This is a genomic window from Bacillus sp. 1021, from assembly GCF_014534735.1.
Taxonomy (GTDB): Bacteria; Bacillota; Bacilli; order Bacillales; family Bacillaceae; genus Bacillus; species Bacillus siamensis.
The window spans coordinates 87190-109799 of the sequence record NZ_JACVSR010000002.1; the positions used below are offsets into that span (position 1 = coordinate 87190).

The 22610-nt window shown below is 40.6% G+C and carries 19 protein-coding genes, 1 pseudogene and 1 riboswitch; of the genes and pseudogenes, 16 read left to right on the plus strand and 4 right to left on the minus strand.

What is annotated here, in order from left to right; all coding sequences use genetic code 11:
* The first annotated feature begins 9 nt into the window (after positions 1–9).
* From ICW23_RS07105 to ICW23_RS07140, 8 genes are all read left to right on the plus strand, one after another.
* A complete protein-coding gene (locus tag ICW23_RS07105) occupies positions 10–759 on the plus strand; it encodes a YiiX/YebB-like N1pC/P60 family cysteine hydrolase (protein WP_047477375.1) in 750 nt (249 codons plus the stop codon).
* A 10-nt stretch (positions 760–769) separates the two neighbouring features.
* Positions 770–1933, plus strand: a complete 1164-nt coding sequence (locus tag ICW23_RS07110; RefSeq protein WP_188154228.1) for a hypothetical protein — start codon at positions 770–772, stop codon at positions 1931–1933.
* A gap of 304 nt (positions 1934–2237) precedes the next feature.
* Positions 2238–2408 carry a hypothetical protein gene (locus ICW23_RS07115; RefSeq protein ID WP_004393146.1) on the plus strand — a complete coding sequence of 57 codons (171 nt, stop codon included), beginning with the start codon at positions 2238–2240 and terminating at the stop codon, positions 2406–2408.
* Positions 2409–2561: 153 nt separating this feature from the next.
* Positions 2562–2732 (plus strand): CxxH/CxxC protein, encoded by a 171-nt coding sequence (locus ICW23_RS07120; RefSeq protein WP_004393147.1) that lies wholly within the window; start codon positions 2562–2564, stop codon positions 2730–2732.
* An 80-nt stretch (positions 2733–2812) separates the two neighbouring features.
* On the plus strand, positions 2813–3292 hold the full coding sequence (gene rlmH / locus ICW23_RS07125) for a 23S rRNA (pseudouridine(1915)-N(3))-methyltransferase RlmH (protein ID WP_188154229.1): 480 nt from the start codon (positions 2813–2815) through the stop codon (positions 3290–3292).
* A 60-nt stretch (positions 3293–3352) separates the two neighbouring features.
* Positions 3353–4021, plus strand: a complete 669-nt coding sequence (locus ICW23_RS07130; RefSeq protein WP_188154230.1) for a hypothetical protein — start codon at positions 3353–3355, stop codon at positions 4019–4021.
* A 35-nt stretch (positions 4022–4056) separates the two neighbouring features.
* Positions 4057–5118: a hypothetical protein gene (locus ICW23_RS07135; protein WP_223152276.1), complete on the plus strand. Its 1062-nt coding sequence runs from the start codon at positions 4057–4059 to the stop codon at positions 5116–5118.
* Positions 5119–5675: 557 nt separating this feature from the next.
* Positions 5676–6236, plus strand: coding sequence for a hypothetical protein (locus ICW23_RS07140; protein WP_188154231.1), 561 nt, complete (start codon positions 5676–5678; stop codon positions 6234–6236).
* A 374-nt stretch (positions 6237–6610) separates the two neighbouring features.
* Here the strand turns inward: ICW23_RS07140 and ICW23_RS07145 are convergent, their stop codons facing one another.
* Entirely contained in the window at positions 6611–6916 is a 306-nt protein-coding gene (locus ICW23_RS07145) for a nucleotide pyrophosphohydrolase (protein WP_188154232.1), read from the minus strand.
* Complete coding sequence (locus ICW23_RS07150) at positions 6913–8559, minus strand: DUF2075 domain-containing protein (protein WP_188154233.1); 1647 nt, start codon at positions 8557–8559, stop codon at positions 6913–6915. Before ICW23_RS07150 ends, ICW23_RS07145 begins: the two co-directional genes overlap by 4 nt.
* Positions 8560–8751: 192 nt before the next feature.
* Between ICW23_RS07150 and ICW23_RS07155 the strand changes: the two genes are divergently transcribed.
* A complete protein-coding gene (locus ICW23_RS07155; RefSeq protein ID WP_188154234.1) occupies positions 8752–11781 on the plus strand; it encodes a DEAD/DEAH box helicase in 3030 nt (1009 codons plus the stop codon).
* A gap of 97 nt (positions 11782–11878) precedes the next feature.
* Here the strand turns inward: ICW23_RS07155 and ICW23_RS07160 are convergent.
* Positions 11879–12141, minus strand: a pseudogene (locus ICW23_RS07160) (fructose-bisphosphatase class III); the annotation flags it as partial.
* Between the two features lie 218 nt (positions 12142–12359).
* Between ICW23_RS07160 and ICW23_RS07165 the strand changes: the two are divergent.
* From ICW23_RS07165 to ICW23_RS07190, 6 genes are read left to right on the plus strand one after another with little or no spacing between them, the layout of a single operon-like run.
* Positions 12360–13376, plus strand: a complete 1017-nt coding sequence (locus tag ICW23_RS07165) for an FUSC family protein (RefSeq protein WP_188154235.1) — start codon at positions 12360–12362, stop codon at positions 13374–13376.
* A gap of 60 nt (positions 13377–13436) precedes the next feature.
* Positions 13437–14450, plus strand: coding sequence for an XdhC family protein (locus ICW23_RS07170; protein WP_188154236.1), 1014 nt, complete (start codon positions 13437–13439; stop codon positions 14448–14450).
* Entirely contained in the window at positions 14447–15067 is a 621-nt protein-coding gene (locus tag ICW23_RS07175; protein WP_188154237.1) for an NTP transferase domain-containing protein, read from the plus strand. The genes ICW23_RS07170 and ICW23_RS07175 overlap by 4 nt, the downstream gene beginning before the upstream one ends.
* A 5-nt stretch (positions 15068–15072) precedes the next feature.
* On the plus strand, positions 15073–17403 hold the full coding sequence (locus tag ICW23_RS07180; RefSeq protein WP_188154238.1) for a xanthine dehydrogenase family protein molybdopterin-binding subunit: 2331 nt from the start codon (positions 15073–15075) through the stop codon (positions 17401–17403).
* The gene (locus tag ICW23_RS07185) at positions 17390–18232 is read left to right on the plus strand and encodes an FAD binding domain-containing protein (protein ID WP_064779195.1); all 843 of its coding nucleotides are present in this window, start codon (positions 17390–17392) and stop codon (positions 18230–18232) included. Before ICW23_RS07180 ends, ICW23_RS07185 begins: the two co-directional genes overlap by 14 nt.
* Positions 18225–18689, plus strand: a complete 465-nt coding sequence (locus tag ICW23_RS07190; protein ID WP_045925593.1) for a (2Fe-2S)-binding protein — start codon at positions 18225–18227, stop codon at positions 18687–18689. The genes ICW23_RS07185 and ICW23_RS07190 overlap by 8 nt, the downstream gene beginning before the upstream one ends.
* A 59-nt stretch (positions 18690–18748) precedes the next feature.
* On the opposite strand, the gene fbp is transcribed toward ICW23_RS07190, so the two are convergent.
* Entirely contained in the window at positions 18749–20674 is a 1926-nt protein-coding gene (gene fbp, locus ICW23_RS07195) for a fructose-1,6-bisphosphatase (RefSeq protein ID WP_045925592.1), read from the minus strand.
* Positions 20675–20966: 292 nt separating this feature from the next.
* A riboswitch (glycine riboswitch) is annotated at positions 20967–21047 on the plus strand.
* Positions 21048–21191: 144 nt separating this feature from the next.
* Here fbp and ICW23_RS07200 point away from each other — a divergent pair.
* Complete coding sequence (locus tag ICW23_RS07200; protein WP_016937400.1) at positions 21192–22535, plus strand: amino acid permease; 1344 nt, start codon at positions 21192–21194, stop codon at positions 22533–22535.
* Positions 22536–22610 lie beyond the last annotated feature (75 nt).

The following is a 22610-nucleotide window of genomic DNA, read 5'->3' on the forward strand; positions in this document are numbered from 1 at the left end:
CGAAGTAATATGTGTAAAAAGCTGTTCAAAGCCGTCCTCCCGTTTGCCCTGTCGTTCACCATGGTTCTGTCGTTCTCCGGTATGAATGTCAAAGCGAAAGAAACAGAAGCAGCCCGCTACGCAAAAGAAATCGCAGAGCTTCAGCAGGGCACAACCCCGCAAGACGTTCTCCGATCCGCCAAAGAGCTTGCTGAGCAGAAACACGTTTCAACAGAAGCGATTCTCAAGCAGTTTCATCAAGAAATCACAGCAGATAAGGTGCAAGGAAATGTAATCGCTTCCAAAGACGGACTCTCTGCAATGGGCGGATCATCAGGCACAAAAAAACTTCCGAAAAGCACAAAAGGCAATATTTATTACACGAACTCATACACGGCTTTTTACAACCACGGGCATGTCGGCATGTATTCATCCGCTGATAAAATTGTCGAATCCGTGCCGGGAGACGGCGTCCGCCAGATCGCTTATAACGGAAGAGAAGTCGAAGACAATTCAATCGTCCAGACCGTGAAAGTCACTGATGCCCAAAAACAAGCCGCCGCTGACTGGGCCGTATCAAGAGTGGGTGATGAATACTCCTTCAACTTCGTCAATAACAGAAATACGGGCCATGAAGGCGCCAAAAACTGCTCAAAACTGCTGTGGTCGGCATTCCTTTTAAAAGCCGGGATTGATATCGACTCTAACGGCGGCTTAGGCGTATATCCGCGCGACATCACAAGCTCGTCTTACACGACCACGATTCTGACCATTCACTAAGGGGAACAACGTGAAAAAAATTATCTGGATACCCTTAGTGTTCATCCTTGCTGCAGCGGTCTTATGCTTCTTCTATTTCCGCACGGAAGAGCCTGCGGAGGTTGATAGGGAAATATTAAATGATCCTGATTTTCTGAAAGATAAAGAAGCGCTGCTGTATTTCTCCACTGCGGCTGATCAAGACACATTCGGCGGCGGAAAAAGCTATGCCCTCTTCGCCGATAAAAAGGGGCGGCTCTCTTCTTATCAAATGAATGGGCTTGAGCTCGGATCGGCCAAAGTGCATGACGGCAGCGTGCTGCTGGAGGACAAAAAAGGAATCTACACCGTTCAAAATGGTCTTCACACGTATAAAAGAGCGTACCAGCATACGGGAGACAGCGCCGGGTATATCGAACGGACGAAAGGCTTTTACACGCTGTACAATTCGGGCTACGACAAGAGCGGCGGCAGCTACCGCTCAGAGCTGTACCGCCAGATTGACGGCAGGTGGAAGCAAGACGTCATCCCGCACTATATCCGCGCTTCAGGCTTTTTTAAAGATCATCTTTTCGCGCTCACGCCGACAGATGACGAAAAAGGCTATCACATACAAGACATTCAGGCCGATAAAGAAAAGCTCCATACAAAATCAATTGCGACATGGACGTATAAAGAAGGCACGTCAGTCGAATCCCAGCTCGCTGCGGACGACGGCGCCGTCTGCTTTGTCACCAGAGGGGAAAAAGCAGAACACATCTACCAAATGGTGAAAGTTATGAGAAAGAGCGGCACTATCAAAACATATGACATCGCCGCTTATAAAAATGACGAACAGACTATCTATGACTCCATGCCGTTCAGCTTCAAAAAAAGCTTTTTCATGGAGCGGCGCAGCTTCTATTTCGTTGACGGCTTCGGAAACGTGTACCGCATCAACCCTGAGACCGGAAAAAGCAAAAAGGCCTTCACCCTCCCCGTATCACGAATGAAAGCCGACTTCAAGGAGCTGACCCATCAAAACGGAAAGCTGTATCTGTTCACGTACAGCTACAAAAAGTCCGCCAAAATCGAATCCTTCGATCTGAAAACGGGCAAAAAACTGAACGACCGGACCATTCCCAGCCTGAAAGACATCATCACGCCGAAAAGCCACCTCAAACTGTACGATGTGCAGGTGATGGGCGGGTTTTGAAGAGTATGAACATGTGGGAAGAGCTTGCCGCTTTTGGTAAGCTTTTTATAATGAAACGTTACTGCAAGAAAGAAGGTGTTCATTTGAAATCATTCAGTCTCTTCTTATTGTTGTCCGTCATTTGTATAACCATTGTTTTTGTCATAATGAATATGTTGATTGGATACCCTGATGTGAGTAACGGGGCATTGATTATGATTGTATATATCGTTGTGACCCTCATGATAAGGCTATATAGCAAGAAAAAGAAATAGAGGAATTTGCACCGTAAAAGCAGAAGACAGTCAGATGAAGGAGGGAGCCGATGAAGAAAAAGCTTGCCGCGGTGACCGTAACCATTCTCCTGGTTTCCGTGATAACCAACTCTTTTCTAAACGGCGGAAAGCCGGACTGGATTGATGTATGCTGTACGCTGCTGGCGTGTCTATTAGGAATTCTGTTCGTCCTTCGCTTAGAAAAAAGAGAAAACACGTAAAGAGCCGGATGCTGCAAACGCCGGCTCTTTTTGCGCGTGATTTGCCGAATTGTGGATAAAACTCAGCCCGAAGCACTACTAACATGTGTATAAATAGGTTATATTGAGAAGAGAACAATTGCCGCGTGCAAAAGAAAACCGGAGGATGTAACAATGAAAACCGCTTATTATTCTTGTGAAGAACATATCGAAACCGTGCTGGACATGTACATAGATGATCATGAGCTTCCGCCCGAAATCAGAAAAATCGAACATACTAACAGTTTATCCACAGCCTGTGAATTATGTGGGGACACTGCAACATATCTAGTAGGGAACGAATGATCCTACACAAAATACAGAAAAGATATCCACAATTGTGGACAATATATATGAATAACTTGTTTCTAAAGTGGGGATGACCTGTGAATATCAATATTGTGACCATCGGAAAACTAAAAGAAAAATACCTCAAGCAAGGCATTGAAGAATACAAAAAACGACTCTCAGCCTACGCAAAAATCGACATCATTGAACTCCCGGACGAAAAAGCGCCGGAACACCTGAGCGACCAAGACATGAAAATCGTCAAAGACAAAGAAGGCGAACGCATCCTGGCCAAAATCAGCCCGGATAGCCACGTCATCGCCCTCGCCATCGAAGGAAAAATGAAAACATCCGAAGAACTGGCCGATACAATAGATAAGCTGGCGACTTATGGAAAAAGCAAAATCACCTTCGTCATCGGCGGCTCACTCGGCTTAAGCGACGCCGTCATGAAACGCGCAGACGACAAACTGTCATTCTCAAAAATGACATTTCCTCATCAGCTCATGCGTCTGATTTTAGTGGAGCAGATTTACCGGGCTTTTCGGATTAATCGTGGGGAGCCGTATCATAAGTAGTGCCAAGATGAACAAATAGATTACAACAGTCTAAAAAAATTATGGGAGTGAATAATTAGAGTGGAAACTAAATTCAATTTTACTAATCTTCTAGGAGTATATTTAGAAGGATTAAACTCAGAAGATAAAATGACCGCTTTTGAGATCAAAATTAATAACGGGAGATTTGTTTTTATGATGTTTCTTTCGGAAGAGGATTCAGCCAGAAGAGACGAACTTTACATACATTTGAGACGAATTAACAAAATTATCAAACTTAAAACATATGGAAATCATTTGAAGGGGAATTTTGTAGTTTGGATAAAAGAGAAAGATAAAGAGGATATCATTTCTGAACTCGATCTACAAAAGAATGGCACCATGTTTGATTTCAAATCATTTCTTGAGCAACTTAACGACAAAATCCCTAATTCAATAACTAAGGAAGAGAAAATAGCAACGATAAGGGCTAACAAAGGTGTAATTGGTGAATTAGGTATTGATGAGAATGATAAAATTATACTCATTGGAACAAGGCATTTATCGATTGGCACACCACAAGATAAAACATTGCGAAAACTCTATGTTTATACAGACAGTGAGGTAGAGGTAATTGAGGAGTTTATAGAACGTTTAAAGGAAACGAACAGTACGGTTGCATGGACAACTGAAGATAATAGGAAAAATGCTCCGGACATAAGAAATTTAATAAATGGCTTGTGGCTTTATCCCCATATATTAATTTCTTAGAAAAAAATTATTTTATCAGTTTAGGAGTGTAATAAATGAAAATAAGTGAATACTTTAATCTCAATAGAAAACAAAATGAGCTAGATTTTGTAGATATTGATTATGAAAATGATATGCCACTTTTTCTAGATCCATATTTTCTATCTATTAGAGAAGATAGATGGTCTCAACAGGCACATGCTACTCTCGAAAACTTCTTTCAATATACCTTATCGCAATTCAAAAATGGAGATATAGAGGAAGCTCGAAGGAATTTTAGATTTACGGAGCCATATGAAACATGCTTAGGGTTATCTAAGACAGGTGTAAAAGGAAAAAGTATAGGGGGCGATGATGCTTCAGAACTATTTCAGTACATTTTGGATAGTAACGCGCTTGACGATGGTTTAATTTCCAGTGTTAAAGATATTAAAATATTTGTTGATAATATTTCTCATGATAAAATATCTGATCTATGTACAAATGTAATCCGAAAACACCTAATTGAATATACTAAAAGCCAGTGTGAGCTATATGGTATAAAGTTAGAGAACGGGATTGCAACAAGGGAGTACTGGGATCCCGAAAATTTGGAATGGACGGCAAGCTATGAAGAAATGCTAGTAATAAATGATAAACCCATACTTCTAGTACCTAAGTCTATTGTGTGCAGAAAAAGGGGTTACTATTATGATTCAGAGCAGTATGCACGTCATTTTGTATTGAATTTCCTAGTAAGTGAAGAGTCACGATTAAATACAAGTTTAGTTAAAAGAAAGAAATTAAAAAGTGGAAAAATCAAAACTTTTGTAGTTAAAGAGGAAGTTGCCAAAAAGTATAATGCTTATAGTAAAGATTACTTGAGAAAGTTCACTAAGCAGCATCCTGCTTTCTTTGAGTCATTTAAGGCATCTGCAAAAAGAAAAGTATCATCATTGTCTAACGAAGATATACTTGAGAATTATAGGGATGAATTTTACTTAGATATTATCGATAGACTGATTACAGGTTTTTCTGAAATCAATCCAGGAACAGATGAGGCAAACAAATTTCATAATCAAATTATTGCTTGTATGAATTTTTTATTTTATCCAAGTCTAACAAATCCTGTAAAATAAAAAGAGATAAACCAAGGAAGAAAGAGAATAGACCTATCTTATAACAATGCTGCAGAAGAAGGATTCTTCTTTAATTTACAAACGGTTAAGGATATTCCTTCAGCATACATTTTTGTTGAATGTAAAAATTACACGAAGGATGTTGCTAACCCTGAACTGGATCAGTTAAACGGAAGATTTTCTCCAAATCGAGGAAAAGTAGGTTTTATGGTATTCCGTACTTGTAGTAACGAGGAAGTACTTTTTCAGAGATGTGCTGACTATTATAGAGATAACAAGAACTTAATACTACCAATGCAGGACAAAGATTTTATTTCTATTTTGTCTAAAATGAAAGAAGATATATTTGAAAGAACAAACAGACCTCAAGAGAGTTTTTTGAATGAACTGGCTCAAAAAGTCATTTTATCCTAAATATTCACCTGTCACAAAACACCCCAAATTAATTATATGAGTGTGTACTTCAAACATTATCTAAATTCTATGTAGCTTGTATACGATCAATGAGACATATGAATCTTATCAATCAAAAAAATATTAAATAAGAGGAGGGCAATATGAGTTCAATTTATGTAAAAAATTTAATTAAAACAGTCATTGAAAAATCGGTAAGTAAGTCATGGGATACTGCTGTATTAGAATGGGAAATTGATGATGTTATTGAAGATGAAGATAACGAATCTTCTTGTATATGTGGTAAAGAAAATATTAGATATTTATTTACAATTAAGAATATCAATAATCAAAACACACTTTTTCCTATTGGAAGTTCTTGTATTAAGAAGTTTGATCGTGAAGATTTAAATGAACTTACATTAGTTAACGAAAAATTGTTTAAATTATTCCATGCTGTTAAAGCAAATGAATTTATCACATTAAATTCTGAATACTTCTCAAGAAAAATATTAAAGTACATTTTTGATCAAGGTGTATTCACGCCTAATAAGTACAATAATTTTAATGGAGATAATGATTACAATTTTATGCTAAAAATGTTTAATATGAGAGGCGAGCCATCTGAAAAGCAGTTAAAGAAAATAAGAGCTATCATTATTACTTCTATAAAACCATACCTTATAGAATTACTTAATGATAAGGTTTTGAAAAAAAGCTTTTAGATTCAAAATTAATATGTTTATTTAAAGTGCGAATTATTATTTATAACATAACAACATTAGAAAAATAAAAAGAAATGTATTCAAAGTTCCTAATGAGAAAACTCTTGTTGTTAAATTTATTGACTATCTTGAGTCGCACTCAATTTATAGGAGGAAAAAGTTTGGAAAAATCCTGAGCTGAATTAGCGCGGACATTTAGATATAAATATTAGTATTATTTAAGGTTTTCTCATCAACTTCAAAATTATTTCTTTTGTTTAAAATTAGAAAGAGTAGTGTCCAATCATTTGTTAACCATTCCCAAGCACATAATTAAAAGATCGTCATGCACTTATTTTCTGATGCATGACGATCTAAATGGAAAGGAAATATAATTACGCTTTGACCGGATACTTCCGACCATTCTTCACAACCTTCTCCTCAATAATCTCCTTCACATCCATATTAAGATCTGAACAAAGCATCAGCGAATAGATAAGAACATCGGCAATTTCTTCACGAATGTTTTCCTCGTTTGCTTTGAGTGCTTCTTCGCTGCTTTTCCATTGGAAGTCTTCTAACAGCTCGGCTGCTTCAATTGAAATGGAGATGGCAAGATCCTTTGGGTTGTGGTATTGTCTCCACTTGCGTGCGTCTCTAAATTCATTAATCGTGTTAATTAAATCTTTGATTTCGCTCATTTTTTCCTGCTCCTTTTTAACTCTAGCAATCTATTTCTTAATTTTACATCCGTTGCGTAAATGTAAAGACCGTTGATGCCTCGTTTCATGAGGACGTTGATAGAGTTTAGAATAATCTCTTCCTTTATTTTCTTAATTTTCTCGGCAGACATGTCATCTCGTTTGGTGAATGCGCCTGTATCTTTATATTTTGCAGTGTCGATGAAAAGCTCATCCTTTTCACAATCATAGCTGACAGAAGGTCCTAGAATGACGCCAACATAATTTAGGTCAAAGCCTTGAACAGTATAGATGGAACCGACCTCTTTAATCGAATCTGCATGTTCTGCCCAAGTCCATTTGTCATTTGTAGAATTCCATGGCATGTTAATGCCTTCCTCATCGACCATATAAGTAGCACCATCTTTTTTATGGATATAATCAAAGGTCGAGACAATACGTGATAGACCCACTTCATTATTCTTTTTCTCAATTGCAGCTTTAAAGTCAGCATGGTTCTCAAAGATTTTGAGTTGGAAAGTATCATTATTTTCTTGTGGCAGAGGGAGCAATTGTTTTGAGACAAAATGGTTGATCCACTTTAGTGTATCTGGATTTGCATTCATTCTCATTTGCTCCGTGAGCTTTACTGTTTTCGCATGATATTGATTGGTGATCTCCTCAAGCAACCTTTCATTCCAATAGCTTTTAATTTTTAACACTTGTTTAGGATCGAAGATGACAATAGTGATTCTACTGCGTTTAATGATTTCCTCAAGCTGGTTTTGATAGTGGAAATTATTGTATTTATCCTCTTTTGTTAAAAGCAGATGAGCTTCATCTACTAATACAATATCAGCTGTTTCCCCTGTTTTTGACATTTGATTTATAAAGGAGGTCGGTTTCATTAAGTTTTTTTTCTTTAGATTTGGTAAGCTGTTTGCGATGCTTTTATACGTCTTCAGCATTTCACCATGGTTTACAAGTAAGTAATTGTTCTTGTTTTTTAAATGTGAACTTTCATCTTTAGATAAATCCTGAACCGTGTTAAACAGCGAGCTCAGTAAGACACTTTTCCCTGTTCCGGCATCTCCTTCTATAGAAATGACATGGTTACCTGATTTGTCAATATGCACCTTGCAAAAATCAAGAATTTCATTTTTGATCTCCACCTGCTGGGGAGAGAGCTCTTTATACGGAGATAGTTTGTAAATGTCTTTATTTCTGAGGTTTTCAAGAGTGTCGTTGACAATGTTCTCTTTCCGAAGCTGATCCCATATCTCCTCAAAAAGCTGTTCGTTATAAAAATTCTTTTGATAATAATGATGCATTTCTCTCGATCTAGTTTGACTAACATTTTGCAATTGATAGTGATTTTCAGCAATAAAGTAATTAATAAGATTTGTCTCAATATTGTAGGATGCGGACTGGTGAAATCTCTCATGACCAATGAAAATGGTTTGCGTTAAACTTTTTCGCTTCTTGTCTCTCAAATGATTTTTCAATCGTCGTGTGGCCTGTACAGTCTGCCCAATATATGCAGTCGGTTTCTTTTTTTCGTTATAAAGAATGTATACAACCGGTTTGTTATCTAATTGAGTTTCCTTTAAGGCGAGGATTTGTTCTGTATTAAAATCTTTTTTTAAAAACACAAGTTCACTCATATGACTACCCCTGTATTGTCTTTTTACTCCATCGTATCATAAATTGACAAGGTAATCTTAGATTAAAAGTAAGATGTAGTATTTATTCAATATATATTCAATTGTGTCGAAAAAAGAGAAGAGAGATGGTTCCAGTTAGATCAATATAAAGAGAATAATAACCGATTAACGTTGACAAAATAGGAGGCAATTATGAGAAAGATAGATGTAAATTCGGTATTAAAGGCATGGCATTTAGTTGAGGCTTTATCACCAAGCGGAGTTAATGGTATAGGAGATGAATTGGGCAGAAGCTATTTTTTAGATGGTCAACAACGAAAGAAAACAGAACAAGTTCTTTTTTCTGAAAGGCCTTGGGAGAGGCATCATTTGAAGGATTCTGATAATAAATTTATTCAATTTCGTTACTATTTAGGTTGCTTTGAGCAACATAAACTTGTTAGCTATCTACGTGATCTATTCCGAAATAATGAAGAAATGATTAATAAAGGCCAGAAAATGCTATTTAGCGTGTCTTTTTTAATTGACCAAACAGGCAATTATATAAAGGATTCTGTATTTGTACCTGTACTTATGTATGTGATGAAATTAATAACCGAACATCTTGAAGTGACATATGATGATTTAATGACTACATTTCGAGATCAGTTGAAGTTATTTGAGGAACAGGTTGATGTCATTTTTGTAAATGGAGTAACAGAGAAAGCCCTTATGAAAGTACTTGAAGTTTACGAACGGTATTTTTTACGAATAGATAACCTAGCACTTCACTATTTTGAGAAAGAAATATTGAAGGTTGGGCAAAATGGAGAGATAAATAATTTTCATAGTTTTTTCTTAGATGACTTGGGTGACATCATCTCGCAAGGAGAAAATGAGACACTACGGAAATTTATTGAAGGGGTTGATAATAGAACGAACATTGATGAAAATAGAGTTGTAATTGAAGATGTTTTGCAGCCTAAAAATGTACCTAACGGCAGGTGGCCGTCCCCTGTAGAACATAGATTATCCTTAATGCAGCAAGTAGCTGTAAATCAAATTGTAAATAACAATGAAAAGATAAGTTCTGTGAATGGTCCACCAGGAACAGGAAAAACGACACTGTTAAAAGATATTTTTGCAAATCTTATGGTTGAAAAAGCAGAAAAAATGGCGTGTTTTGAACATCCTGAAAAAGCTCTGAAAAAGGTGAAGAGACTAGATTTAGATGGCTATCCATATACTATTTATGAAATAAATGAATCTATTAATCAGTATTCTATGGTAGTGGCTTCAAGTAATAACGGTGCGGTTGAAAATATTTCAAACGACCTTCCAAAAAAAGATGAAATAATACGAAAAGTTACGGATAAAAGTAAATTCTCCTATTATGAAGAAGCATATGCATTAGAAGCAGAGGAATTATCATTGTATCCCTTTGCTGCAAAGGCTCTTCTCCGAGAAAATACAGATACTTGGGGTTTATTTTCGGCGTCTTTAGGAAAATCAGGGAATATCTCGCATTATTATAAAAAACTCTATTATAGAAATAATGACGAGTGTGAACTGTCATTTATTGAACAATTGGAACAGGAAAATAAAAAAATAAGTTTGACAGATTGGAAAGATGCTGTAGCAGATTTCCAACAAACATTGAAGTCAGTAAAAAAGAAAAAAGCAGAGTTGCAATCTTTATGCGAAAATTTCACAAAAATTAGGGATATAGATAATCAGCTATTGTTGTTAGAGGCAGAAAAAGAAAAGTCGGTGTTAAAGGCAGATCATTATAAACAGAAGAAGCAGCTATTAGAGCAAGAAATTTACGGGTTATCACTATCTAAACCAACCTTTTTGCAAAAAGTTTTTCGCAAAAATAGAGATAAAAGATTACAGCTAGAGAGTCAATTGAAAGAACTAACTATGAAAATAAAAAATGAAGAGAAAGAAATAAGTCTCTTGCAAAAGAGGTCAAATCAAATGAGGTTGGAGTTAAACAAATTTCGGGATTCTATCAACAATAAATACAATAAACAGGGATTAGTAATACCCGATGATCACTATTGGAGTGACACTCAAAGTACATACGAATATAGGCAATTAAATACTCCCTGGCTAACAGATGAATTGAATTTTGAAAGAGGACTTCTTTTTTTGAAGGGTATGAAGATTCACAAAATGTTTTTGATATTTAATTATAGCGCGATAAAATCAAGTCTGCGTTTGTTAAATTATCGAAGTAAGTTAGATTTAAATCAGACTGAGCATAGAATGTGTTTACAACATATGTGGGGAGTAATCCATTTAATCACACCAGTAATCAGTACAACCTTTGCCAGCGTTCGAACAATGTATAAAGGAATTGGACGTGATTTTATTCGTTACTTGTTTATTGATGAAGCGGGGCAGGCTACTCCGCAACAAGCAGCAGGTGCATTATGGAGGTCTCAAAAAGCTATCGTTGTTGGTGATCCAATCCAGATAGAACCGGTTGTCACCATTGATCGAACAATATTAGGAGATATAAAAAAATATTATGGTATTGAAGATAGGTTTATTGAAATAGGGAGTTCTGTACAGTCACTGGCGGATGTGGCGAATCCATTTGGAATGTATAACAGTAAAGGACAGTGGATAGGTACTCCTTTATGGGTTCACAGGAGATGCTTAGATCCGATGTTTACAATCTCCAATCAAATTGCTTATGATAATAAAATGGTTTTAGCTGTAAAGAAACAAGGGAGAAGCGGATGGTTTGACTGTAAGGGAGTAGCAACTAATAAACAGTTTGTAAAAGAACAGGCAGATTTAGTAGCGGAGGAAATTTATTCTGAATGGAAAAATGCATCAAATGCTCCTGATATATATGTTATTACTCCTTTTACAGCAGTGAAAGATGGCCTCAAAAAAACGATTAAAAAGCGGTTGGCAGAATTGGGAGTACCAAAGAAAATAGTGAATGATTGGATTCGTAGTTCAATAGGAACTATTCATACTTTTCAAGGAAAGGAAGCCGACACTGTTTATTTTGTAGTGGGGACGGATCAAAATAGTGATGGAGCGGCAAATTGGTCGTGCTCAAAGCCTAATTTAATTAATGTTGCAGTTACACGTGCAAAAAAAGAGTTTTATATTGTTGGGGATTATGATCGTTTATCAAAAAAACAAAATTATAAATCGATTGCCGAGAATGTAGACGGAATCATAAGGTCTGATCGCAATATGAATACTTTTCATGTTTGATAGCGAGCCTCTCAAACTTTATTTGAGAGGTTTTTGATGATTTATATTCGATTGTAAAACAGAGCCCGGAGAATCATCTCTGAACCCTAAATATCCCTCACTTCATATACCTGTACTCTCTCAGCCTCTAAAGTATCCACTTCCTTTAGCAGTTCTTTCGCCGACATTTGTTCTATACTTTTTTTGGCTCTGGCTCTTTGTCGACTAATCGTTTCACCGTTAAGAGACATCGGTTCCTGTGCTCAACACTTCGGCTTTTGATTTAAAGTGTTTATCAGTGACGAGCTGCATGCCGCAGGAGTTGTATAAGAGCGTGTAGCCGACGATGACGATCATTTTTCCGTTTGCCTTAATCGGATCTTACCTTCACTTTTTTTTAAATGGAATAGGATTCTCCTCTAGCCAAATCTTACGCCTCATGGTTCTTAAGCTAATGTTTCCCCAACCCCAAAAAGAATCCATCATTCAAGAATCCCCCTTTGAACAACAGCTTCTTCCGCTTTTTCCATACAACAGTATAAATCCCTTTGCGCAACGGAAACCTAGTTGAAAAGGTTTCTGAAAGGAGGGGGCGTATGATGAAGAAAAGTAAAAAAAACCAAAACAAAACATCCTTGGTTTGGAAGATGGCGATTGCCTCTGCGGTTTCTTGGGAAGCGGCAAAACTGGCGGGTTCTAAACACCCGTATTTAGCGCCTCTATCCGTTATCTTATGTTTGCAATCGACCATAGATCAGTCGGTTCGATTTTCTTTTCATCGGATTGCGGGAACGGTCATCGGAATCATGTTAACCTCTTATCTTGTCAGTTACTTACACATGAATGGCTGGATGCTGGGGCTGTTACTATTAGGCGGGACTTACATTGCAAAGTGGTTGCGAATAGATGAAACGGTTTTGCATCAGGTAGCCCTCACCATTTTATTGGTATTTACGTTTGAACGACACTCTAAAGATTATGCAATGGATCGGATCATCGATACGGTGATCGGCGTCGTCATCGCGATTCTGGTTCATATGTTTCTTTTTCCGCCGGACTATACAAAAAGGGCAGCGGACTCATTTCAAACATTGGCTCATCAGCTTTCTGACACACTTTCAGACGTTTCCAAATGGGTGCAATCAGAGTGGGGACAAGGAAAAGGGACGCTCATGGAAGATAGAGTGAATAACCTTCTGCAGGAGCTGCATACGGCAAAAGAGATGCTGCAAACAGCCTCTGAGAGCTTGAAATTCAACCCCATCAGAAAAAAACATAAAATCATTCTTGCAAGATATCAAACAGAGATGCAAAAGATGAATGCTGGATATGAGTATATATCCAATGTCGTGAAAACGTTAAAAGAATGGGAAAGGGAAGGAGCTTTATCTTCAAGTGACAAAAGGGAGCTGGGCAATGATTTACAAGTGTTAAGTGAATTTTTTGCGGGTTTTAAAGGAATACAGCTGGGTGAAACAGACAATTGGAAACAGAAGGAACAGAACATGTTATTGGAATCTCTCCGTTCCGGCATGCAGTCACACCCGCTGCCCGGTCATAAGGTCTATAAAGACTCTTTTTTTTTAGAAACGAAGAAACTGCTGAAGAGTTTGTAATGTTCTCTGGAAAAAAGAATATGGATATACAGATGATCAGGTAAAAGCGGGGGAAATCAAATGGATGATATACACCGGATTTTGGATGTCATCGCGGCTTCTGCGAAAGCTAAGGTACTGGCTACCATCATTAAAACAGAGGGGTCCGCTTATAAGAAGGAAGGGGCCTCCATGTTAATTTTAGGGGACAAAACAAGAGTCGGAATGTTATCCGCCGGTTGTCTGGAAGAAGATCTTGCTGAAAGGTCAGAGCAGATCTGGGCTGCGGGAGAGCCGTTGATTGTCCGCTTTGATATGAGCGCGGAGGACGATTTATCCTGGGGGCAGGGCGTTGGCTGTAATGGTGTTTTGACGGTGTTGCTTGAGCCTGTAAAAGGGGAATTGGAACGAAATCTGATAACAGTCAAGACATGCTTAGATGAAAAAAAGTCTGTGACCCGAGTGAAACGATTCACTGAAACATTAGAGCCGAAGGAAGATCTGTATATAGCTGAAGACGGCACAGTGTTTGGAAGCGGGGATATGGAACCAGGCTGTATTCAAAAACTGAGACAGACAGAAAAGGGAATCAAAAGGGATGAACATACATCTGATTTATTTTTTATCCATCAGATGGTTCCAAAACCTTGTCTATACGTCTTCGGAGCAGGAGAAGATGCAAGGCCGCTCGTTTCGTTGGCGGCTCGTGCGGGCTTTCATGTGACGGTGATTGACTGGCGTCCCGCTTTATGTCATCACGGCCATTTTCCTGAAGCCGGCCAATTGATAATAGGAGCACCGGAAGAGGTCATAGAAGGCCTGAGCATGACAAAAAGGGATTTTGTTGTCATTATGACGCACAGCTTTCAAAAAGATCAGATCATTTTACATACATTAAAAAACGAGAATGTGTTTTATAAAGGTGTATTAGGCCCCAGAAGGCGCACCGAGCGGCTATTAGGCGGAGCTGAGATTCCCGAGGATATTCATTCCCCCATTGGGCTTTCCATCGGAGCACAAGGGCCTGAGGAGATTGCTGTAAGCATTGTTGGCGAGATGATTAAAGAAATGCGAAAACAAAGGGCTCGCTTATGAAAACAGCAGGCATTTACCTGGCAGCCGGTACAAGCAGACGCATGGGGACGGATAAGCGCAGTTTATTTCTCAATGGAGTCTCCCTCGGAAGTATGGCGCTTAAACATGCCCTGTTATCTAAATTAGATCATATCTTCGTTATAACGAGAAAGGGAGATTCACTGCATTGGCTTTCGGATTTTTTCTTTTTAAATCCCATCTCAAATAAGTGGAGCCAGGCAGAATGTGAGCAAGCGGGTAAGGGCCAAGGCCATTCTATACAATGCGGTTTGAAAAAAGCGGCAGCGTACGAGGCTGACGCCGTTATCATTCTCCTTGCAGATCAGCCGTTTGTCACCGCAGATATCATCAATACGTTGATTGATTCTTATCAAAAGGAGCGCCGCTATTCATTTATCGCCGCTGAAAATCAGCATCTTCCTATGCCCCCCATTTTATTCTCAAATCAATGTTTTCCAGTCTTGCATCAGTTAAAGGGAGATCAGGGCGCCCGGCACGTGATCCGTGAAAGTATGATCAAGACGGGAAAAATGATCAGCTTTCAAGACCCTTTGCTTTTTTATGACGTAGACACGGTTGAAGATTATACTTTCCTGCTGAATAAATTCGGGGAGTGAATAAGTTGGAGTATATCGGGAAAAGTGTCATTCGGAAAGAGGCTCTTGAAAAAGTGACGGGTAAGGCGAAATATACTGATGATTTACATGCAACAGGCACATTACACGCAAAAATGCTGATCAGCCCATATGCTCATGCCGATATTGCGTCTATTGATTTTTCAGAAGCCTGGAAGATTCCCGGAGTGAAAGCGATATTGGGCGATGAACCTTTTCCGCTTGCAGGTGAAGAAATTAAAGACAGGCCGCCGATTGCTTATAAAAGGGTCAGGTACCACGGTGAGCCGGTTGCTGTAGTTGTGGCGGAAAATCCAATCATAGCCAAAAAGGCCGCGGATGCTATTAAAGTGTCCTATAAACCTCTTCCCGTCGTCAATTCCCCCCGTGAGGCTTTTCAAAAAGATGCTCCCCTCGTCCATGAACATGTTGACCGCTATGAGAAGAAGGCAGGTGTATTCCCGGTTCCGAAGACAAATATTGCGAACCTGGATAAAATCAGAAAAGGAAATATTGAAGACGGGTTTAAGGAAAGTGATGTGACAGCAGAATTCCAAATTTCCTTTAACCCTTCTGATCATGCGGCTATGGAGACAAGGTGCTCGATTGTTGAAATTCGGGCTGATGAGGAGATTATCATTACTACATCCTCCCAAGCTCCTTTTGCCATTAAAAAATTAATGGAGTGGTACTTTGGAATTGAACCCGGAAAGGTTATCGTCAAAACCCCTTTAGTAGGAGGGGCGTACGGGGGAAAAGCAGCCGTTCAGTTAGAGGTCATTGCCTATTTGGCATCAAAAGCAGTCGGAGGCCGGCCCGTCAAATTATTTAATACGAGAGAAGAGGATATGATCACATCTCCCGGTCATATAGGATTGGATGCCATTGTCAAATTAGGGGCCACAAAGGATGGAATTTTAAAGGCGGCAGACATTCAGCTTTTATTTGATGGCGGAGCATACTCTGATAAAGGAGTGGACATCAGCCGGGCTGCGGTGGTTGATTGTACGGGTCCGTACGCTATCGATCATATATCGTGTGATTCATATTGTATGTATACGAATCATCCATATCCAAGTGCATTCAGGGGCTACAGCCATGCTGAAGTGTTATTTGCCTTTGAGCGGACGATGGATGTATTGGCGGAAAAGCTGAACATGGACCCGTTAGAACTCCGCTATAAAAATGCCATTCGTCCCGGTGATACTACACCTACTCAAGTTCTTCTCAATTCAAGCACGGTCGGAAATGTGCCGAAATGCATTGAGAGATTGAAGGAATTAATGAATTGGTCCGAGGGACAGAGAATTGAAATCGACGGCCGGAAGATACGGGCGAAGGGGATCAGCTGTATTTGGAAAACCTCAACATTTGATACAAATGCAACGTCCGGGGTGATTTTAACCTTTAATCCCGATGGAAGCATTAATTTGATGTCAGGGGTAGTGGAAATTGGAACAGGGACAAAAACAGTGTTAGCCCAAATCTTGGCGGAACGAATGAAAATGGATATAAGCAAAATTCACGTAAAAATGCTTGTAGACACCCAAACAACGCCCGAGCATTGGAAAACCGTGGGGAGCAGAGGGACGTTAATGGCCGGAAGAGCCGTACTGAATGCAGCGGAAGAAGCCATTCGAAAGCTTAAGGAAGTGGCATCATGCGTGTTGCGGGTTCCTGTCGAGGAATTGGAAGTGGCAGACGGAAAAGTTTATTTTATAGATTATCATGCTGTACATGTTGACATAAAAGACATTGCTTACGGATATACGTTTCCAAATGGAAATACCATCGGCGGCCAAATCATTGCGAGCGGCCATTACACATTAACCCGGATGACGAATTTAGACAGGGAAACGGGAAGAGGAAAGCCGGGACCCGAATGGGCTGTAGGTGCTCAGGGAATTGAAGTTGAGTTGGATAAGCGGGATTATACGTATCGGATCACAAAAGCCTATTCTGTTGTAGATATAGGAACTGTACTGAATGAAAAAGCTGCAAGGGGTCAAGTGATGGGAGGGATGAGTATGGGAATCGCATTTGGAGGAAGAGAAACCTTTGTATTTGATCCGTATGGCAGAGTATTAAATCCTCAACTCAGAACATACAGACCCCTTCACTATGGAGAGCAGCCTGAATATATCATTGAATTTGTTGAAACCCCGCATGTGATTGCGCCTTATGGAGCGCGCGGCGGCGGGGAACACGGACTGTTGGGGATGCCTGCAGCATTAGGAAATTGCCTTTCCGCCGCTTTAGGAGTCCAATTGAATCAACTTCCTCTCATTCCCGAACAATTATGGAGGACGCAAATGGGGTGGAAAGATGATACCGTTTGATTTCGACTATTTTAAACCGAAGACCATTCAAGAAACAACCCGTCTGTTTCACTCGCTTGCGGCCGAAAAGAAAACACCATTGTATTTTTCCGGCGGCACGGAAATTATCACGTTAGGAAGGCTGAATATCGTCTATACGGATGCAGTGATAGATATGAACGCACTTCCGGGATTTCACGCCATCCGTTTTTATGAACATGATCTGGTGATCGGAGCGGGCGTGTCACTAACGAAACTGGAGGAAGAAAATCCATTTCCGCTATTAAGTAAAACAGTAAGTGAAATTGCGGATCGGACGTCTCGAAATAAAATCAGCCTGGGCGGAAACATTTGCGGGGGCATCTATTACCGTGAGGCCGTGCTGCCGCTGCTGATTTCTGATAGTTTGCTAGGGATTGCAGGGAGAGCGGGGATTCATTACCGTCCCATAAATAAAGTATTTAACAAGGAAATACAGTTGCGAAAAGGAGATTTTTTATTTCATATCGTTGTCGATCGAGCGTATGTTGACTTGCCGTTTGTCAGTATCAAAAGAAGACAGCAGTGGAATGTCGGCTATCCATTGGTGACAGTCTGTGCGCTGAAAAAAGATGATGAGATCAGAATGGCCTTCAGCGGCGTATGTCCATTTCCTTTTCGTTCTGCTGAAATGGAGGCTGTGCTTAACGATAAAAGCGGCACAGCAGAAGATAGAGTGCGCAGATCTTTACAGTATGTACCCAAACCTGTTCTTGATGATGCAGAAGGCTCAAGTGAATATCGGATATTTGTCTTGCAGCATACAATCTTAGATGCCTTACAAGAATTAGAAGGAGGTTCTCATGTCTGATCCTATTACGTTGAAAGTAAATGGCGAGGAAAGACAGATGACTGTCAGACCGGCCGATACTTTGTTATTTGCTCTCCGTCTTCGTCTCGGATTAACTGGTTCAAAGCCGGGCTGCTTAAATGGGGATTGCGGCGCCTGTACGGTATTAACGGACGGGATACCGATGAAATCTTGCTTAATGCTTGCGGCAGAAGGGGAAGGAAAGGACATTACGACAATTGAAGGACTGATCAATACGCCGATTCAAAAGGCTTTTATTGAAAAATTCGCGTTTCAATGCGGATATTGCACACCTGGTTTTCTCATGAATTGTCATGCTTTAGTGAATACTGAGCCGAATGCAAGTGATGAAACGATAAAAAACTGGCTGGAGTCCAATATTTGCAGATGTACGGGTTATAAGGAGATTGAAGAAGCGGTTAAATCGGTTTTACATACAGGGAAAGGGGATCATTAGCCGTTGTTGCGGGGAATCACAAAAAGAGCCCAGAGAATCATCCCTGAACTCCATATTCCTCAATTCATATACCGATACTCCCGCAGTTTCTCCAAAATCGCGACTTCTTTCATCAGTTCTTCACCGACATTCGTTTCTTTCACTTTCTTCCGCTCCAGCTCTTTGTCAACTAATCGTTTGACCGTTAAGACGTCGGTTCCGGTGCTCAGCACTTCGGCCTTGGAGTTAAAGTGTTTATGGGCGACGAGCTGCATGCCGTAGGAGTTGTATAAGAGCGTGTAGCCGGCGATGCCTGTTGTGGATTGGTAGGCTTTGGAGAAGCCGCCGTCGATAACGATCATTTTTCCGTTTGCCTTGATCGGATCTTCGCCTTCGATTTCTTTTACCGGTGTATGGCCGTTGATGATATGGCCATGATCCGGGTTGAGCCCGAATTCCTTCAGGATGTTTCGGCAGGCTGCCTCGTCTTCACGCAAATAGTAATACGGGTTTTTCTTTTCTTTATGCGTTTCCTTCTCTTTGATGAAATACCGCTCAAAGGTGGTCATGGCGCGTTTTCCGAAGAGGGAGGAATACTCGCCTGTCCATAAGTACCAGACCATGTCTGTCGCAAGGTCATCGGTTTCTTCCGGATGAGCAAACGCTTCCCGTAAGAACCGTTCAAATACATCGAGAAGCTCACGGCCCGCATAAGCTTTATCCTCTATCATCATCGTTTCCATATTGCCGTTTTCGTCAACAGGAATACAGCCGTGAATCAACAGGTTGCCGTTATATTTTAAATACAGGCTGCCTTTTTTCATCATAAAATTCATATGGCGGCCCAGCTTTTCGGAATTCTGGACAGAGAACAGCAGCTTGTCCATGACTTCTGCTTCTTCTTCTAATAGCTGATCGGGCTGTTTGGGATTCACCGTCGCAAAGCAGGTGTTTTCCAGTTGATACGTTTTTCCGTTCAGCGTGATTTCATTGCGGTCATAATCAATCTTTTCCAGTAACAGCCGTTCTTCCATATTAAAATTCGGCCGTCTCTTAATAATCGGGCTCTCAAGCTTGAATTGGATCATCGCGATCGCCTGATGGATTTTTGTGATTTGCTTAATCTCATCTTCCGGTCTGTTTTCGGTTGCTTTTGGGCGGAAAGCCGGGTTATCATCATAATATTTTTCGGCAAGGTTCAATAGCGGTCTCAGATTGATGCCGTAGACGTCTTCAATAATGTCCAGGTTGTCATAGCGGGCACAGATACGGATAATATTGGCCAGACATACTTTGGAACCGGCATAGGCGCCTATCCAGAGAACATCGTGATTCCCCCATTGAATATCCACTGAATGATAGTTGATCAGTTCTTCCATAATCCTGTCCGGCTGCGGTCCCCGGTCATAAATATCGCCGACAACATGCAGATGGTCGACTACCAATCGCTGCACGCTGTAAGCAAGCCCGGTGATCAGCTTATCAGCTTGGCCGAGCGCGATGATCTGTTCTATGATTTCGGAGTAATATTGTTCTTTGTTGGCGGATTGTTCTGTTTTGTACAGCAGCTCTTCGGAAATATAAGCAAATTGGGCAGGCAGCGCTTTGCGCAATTTAGAGCGGGTGTACTTGGAAGAACAATATGAAACGAGCTTAATCATCCGATGAATCGTTTCTTTATACCACTCGTTTAATGCCTCTTTCGTATCAAAGTCATGTTTGATCAGCTTCAGTTTGTCCTCCGGATAATAGACCAAAGCTGCCAGTTCATCAATTTCTCTATCGTAAATGACGCCGCTGAAAATATCGCGGATCTTCTCTTTGACTCTTCCTGAACCGTTCCGCAGCACGTGCTGGAATGCCTGATACTCTCCGTGCAGATCACTGACGAAATGCTCGGTTCCTTTCGGCAGGTTCAGTATCGCTTTCAGATTAATGATCTCTGTGACCACTTTTTCTTCACAATCGTATTTTTGTGCGAGCAGATCTAAATATTTGGTTTCCAATCTCGTCCATCCCCTTTTTATTTACGAGCCATTGCATGATAAGGTGAATTTAAAGTATGACATGATATTTAAATCATTAGACCTTATATGATAGTACCTCATAAGTCCTTTTTGAGACAAACAAAACAGAAAATGCGGCGCTTAAGGCATCAACATATACCTTCCGCAGACAGCTCATCACCCTATTGACAAATGATTAAACTTCCATTAAAATAAAAAGTTAGCTGATAGTTATTTCTATCGGAAACTTAATACGTAGCAGGCTATGATTGCTGTGGGTCGCACTACAGCAGGAGCGGCTTCTGGAGAGACCGCGGGTTTACCGCGGCGCCGAAGGGTTCACAATCTCAGGCAAAAGGACAGAAGAGTACCGAATATGTATTTGGCATGCTGTTGATTGTCAGCGGCGCAAATATAATTTGATATTCTTATGACCATGAGATTGGAGGGCATCCAATCTCTTTTTTTATTGGCTTTATTTTCTCGTCGTTCATCAAAAAGTAAGGAGGAGTCAGGTGTGGAACAGCGAGAGCTAAAGAGGGACTTGTCGAATCGGCACGTGCAGCTGATCGCCATTGGCGGCACGATCGGCACCGGATTGTTTTTAGGGTCCGGTAAGGCGATTCAGCTGGCGGGTCCTTCTATCATCTTTGCGTATTTTATTGTAGGTATTGCGCTTTTTTTCGTCATGAGGGCGCTGGGAGAACTGCTGTTATCTAAAGCGGGGTACCAATCATTAACGGATATTGCCGAGGCGTATTTAGGGCCGCGTGCGGCGTTTGTCACCGGCTGGACTTATTGGTTTTGCTGGATTATGACGGCTATGGCGGATGTGATCGCCGTCGGTGTATATGTGAAATATTGGTTTGACATTCCGCAGTGGGTTCCTGCACTAATCTGTTTGCTCATTTTATTAGGGCTTAATCTGTTAACGGTCAAGATTTTTGGAGAATTGGAGTTTTGGTTCGCCTTAATTAAGGTGATCACGATTCTCGCGTTAATTGTCATCGGTGTGGTTTTGCTGGTGATTGGGTTCAAAACGCATACCGGAACGGTTTCAGCGGCGAATCTGTGGGAGCACGGCGGCTTGTTTCCAAACGGGTTTTCAGGCTTTTTGCTGTCGTTCCAGATGGTGATCTTCGCCTATGTCGGTGTGGAATTAGTGGGTGTGTCGGCAGCGGAGACATCAAATCCGAAAAAAAACATTCCGTCCGCTATCAATAAAATTCCATTGCGTATTTTATTTTTCTACGTGGGGGCATTGATCATTCTTTTATGTATTAACCCTTGGACGCAGCTGAATGCGGCGGAAAGTCCTTTTGTGAAAACCTTCAGCTTAGTCGGCATTCCGGTGGCCGCGGGAATCATTAATTTTGTCGTATTAACGTCGGCCGCTTCTGCTTGTAACAGCGGGATGTTTTCTACAAGCCGGATTTTGTATAATTTAAGCAAAACGAAACAGGCGCCGGCAAGTTTCGCGAAGCTGAATAAAAACCATGTGCCGAGCAGCGCATTATGGGTATCGGTCATTGTGCTGTCAGCGGGCGCTCTTTTAAGCAAATTGATACCGGAAGAAGCGTTTGGCATCGTGACCACTATCAGCGCAATTTGTTTCATTTGGGTGTGGGGCGTGATTCTTGTCTGTCATATCAGATACAGGAAAACCCGTCCGGACTTACACGCAAGCTCGTCTTTCAAGGCGCCGTTCGCGCCGTTTATCAATTACGCCGTGCTGGCGCTGTTTGCCGCCATTCTGGTGATTATGCTGTTTGCGGATGCGACGCGCCCGGCTTTGCTGCTGACGCCGCTGTGGTTTATTGGACTGTTTCTTATCTATCGGGCGAGAGGGAGCAAGACATAAAGGTTATGAATGAAATGGTCATCAGAATTTCACGAAAAAGACAGCATACCGCTTGCAGTATGCTGTCTTTTTCTT

What these genes read in the sequence shown, in the direction of transcription:
- ICW23_RS07105 (WP_047477375.1), top strand. Translation starts at nt 10, where the DNA reads ATGTGTAAAAAGCTGTTCAAAGCCGTCCTCCCGTTTGCCCTGTCGTTC.
- ICW23_RS07140 (WP_188154231.1), top strand. Translation starts at nt 5,676, where the DNA reads ATGAGTTCAATTTATGTAAAAAATTTAATTAAAACAGTCATTGAAAAA.
- ICW23_RS07155 (WP_188154234.1), top strand. Translation starts at nt 8,752, where the DNA reads ATGAGAAAGATAGATGTAAATTCGGTATTAAAGGCATGGCATTTAGTT.
- ICW23_RS07135 (WP_223152276.1), top strand. Translation starts at nt 4,057, where the DNA reads ATGAAAATAAGTGAATACTTTAATCTCAATAGAAAACAAAATGAGCTA.
- ICW23_RS07175 (WP_188154237.1), top strand. Translation starts at nt 14,447, where the DNA reads ATGAAAACAGCAGGCATTTACCTGGCAGCCGGTACAAGCAGACGCATG.
- ICW23_RS07185 (WP_064779195.1), top strand. Translation starts at nt 17,390, where the DNA reads ATGATACCGTTTGATTTCGACTATTTTAAACCGAAGACCATTCAAGAA.
- ICW23_RS07115 (WP_004393146.1), top strand. Translation starts at nt 2,238, where the DNA reads ATGAAGAAAAAGCTTGCCGCGGTGACCGTAACCATTCTCCTGGTTTCC.
- ICW23_RS07150 (WP_188154233.1), bottom strand. Translation starts at nt 8,559, where the DNA reads ATGAGTGAACTTGTGTTTTTAAAAAAAGATTTTAATACAGAACAAATC.
- ICW23_RS07120 (WP_004393147.1), top strand. Translation starts at nt 2,562, where the DNA reads ATGAAAACCGCTTATTATTCTTGTGAAGAACATATCGAAACCGTGCTG.
- ICW23_RS07190 (WP_045925593.1), top strand. Translation starts at nt 18,225, where the DNA reads ATGTCTGATCCTATTACGTTGAAAGTAAATGGCGAGGAAAGACAGATG.
- ICW23_RS07165 (WP_188154235.1), top strand. Translation starts at nt 12,360, where the DNA reads ATGAAGAAAAGTAAAAAAAACCAAAACAAAACATCCTTGGTTTGGAAG.
- ICW23_RS07145 (WP_188154232.1), bottom strand. Translation starts at nt 6,916, where the DNA reads ATGAGCGAAATCAAAGATTTAATTAACACGATTAATGAATTTAGAGAC.
- ICW23_RS07170 (WP_188154236.1), top strand. Translation starts at nt 13,437, where the DNA reads ATGGATGATATACACCGGATTTTGGATGTCATCGCGGCTTCTGCGAAA.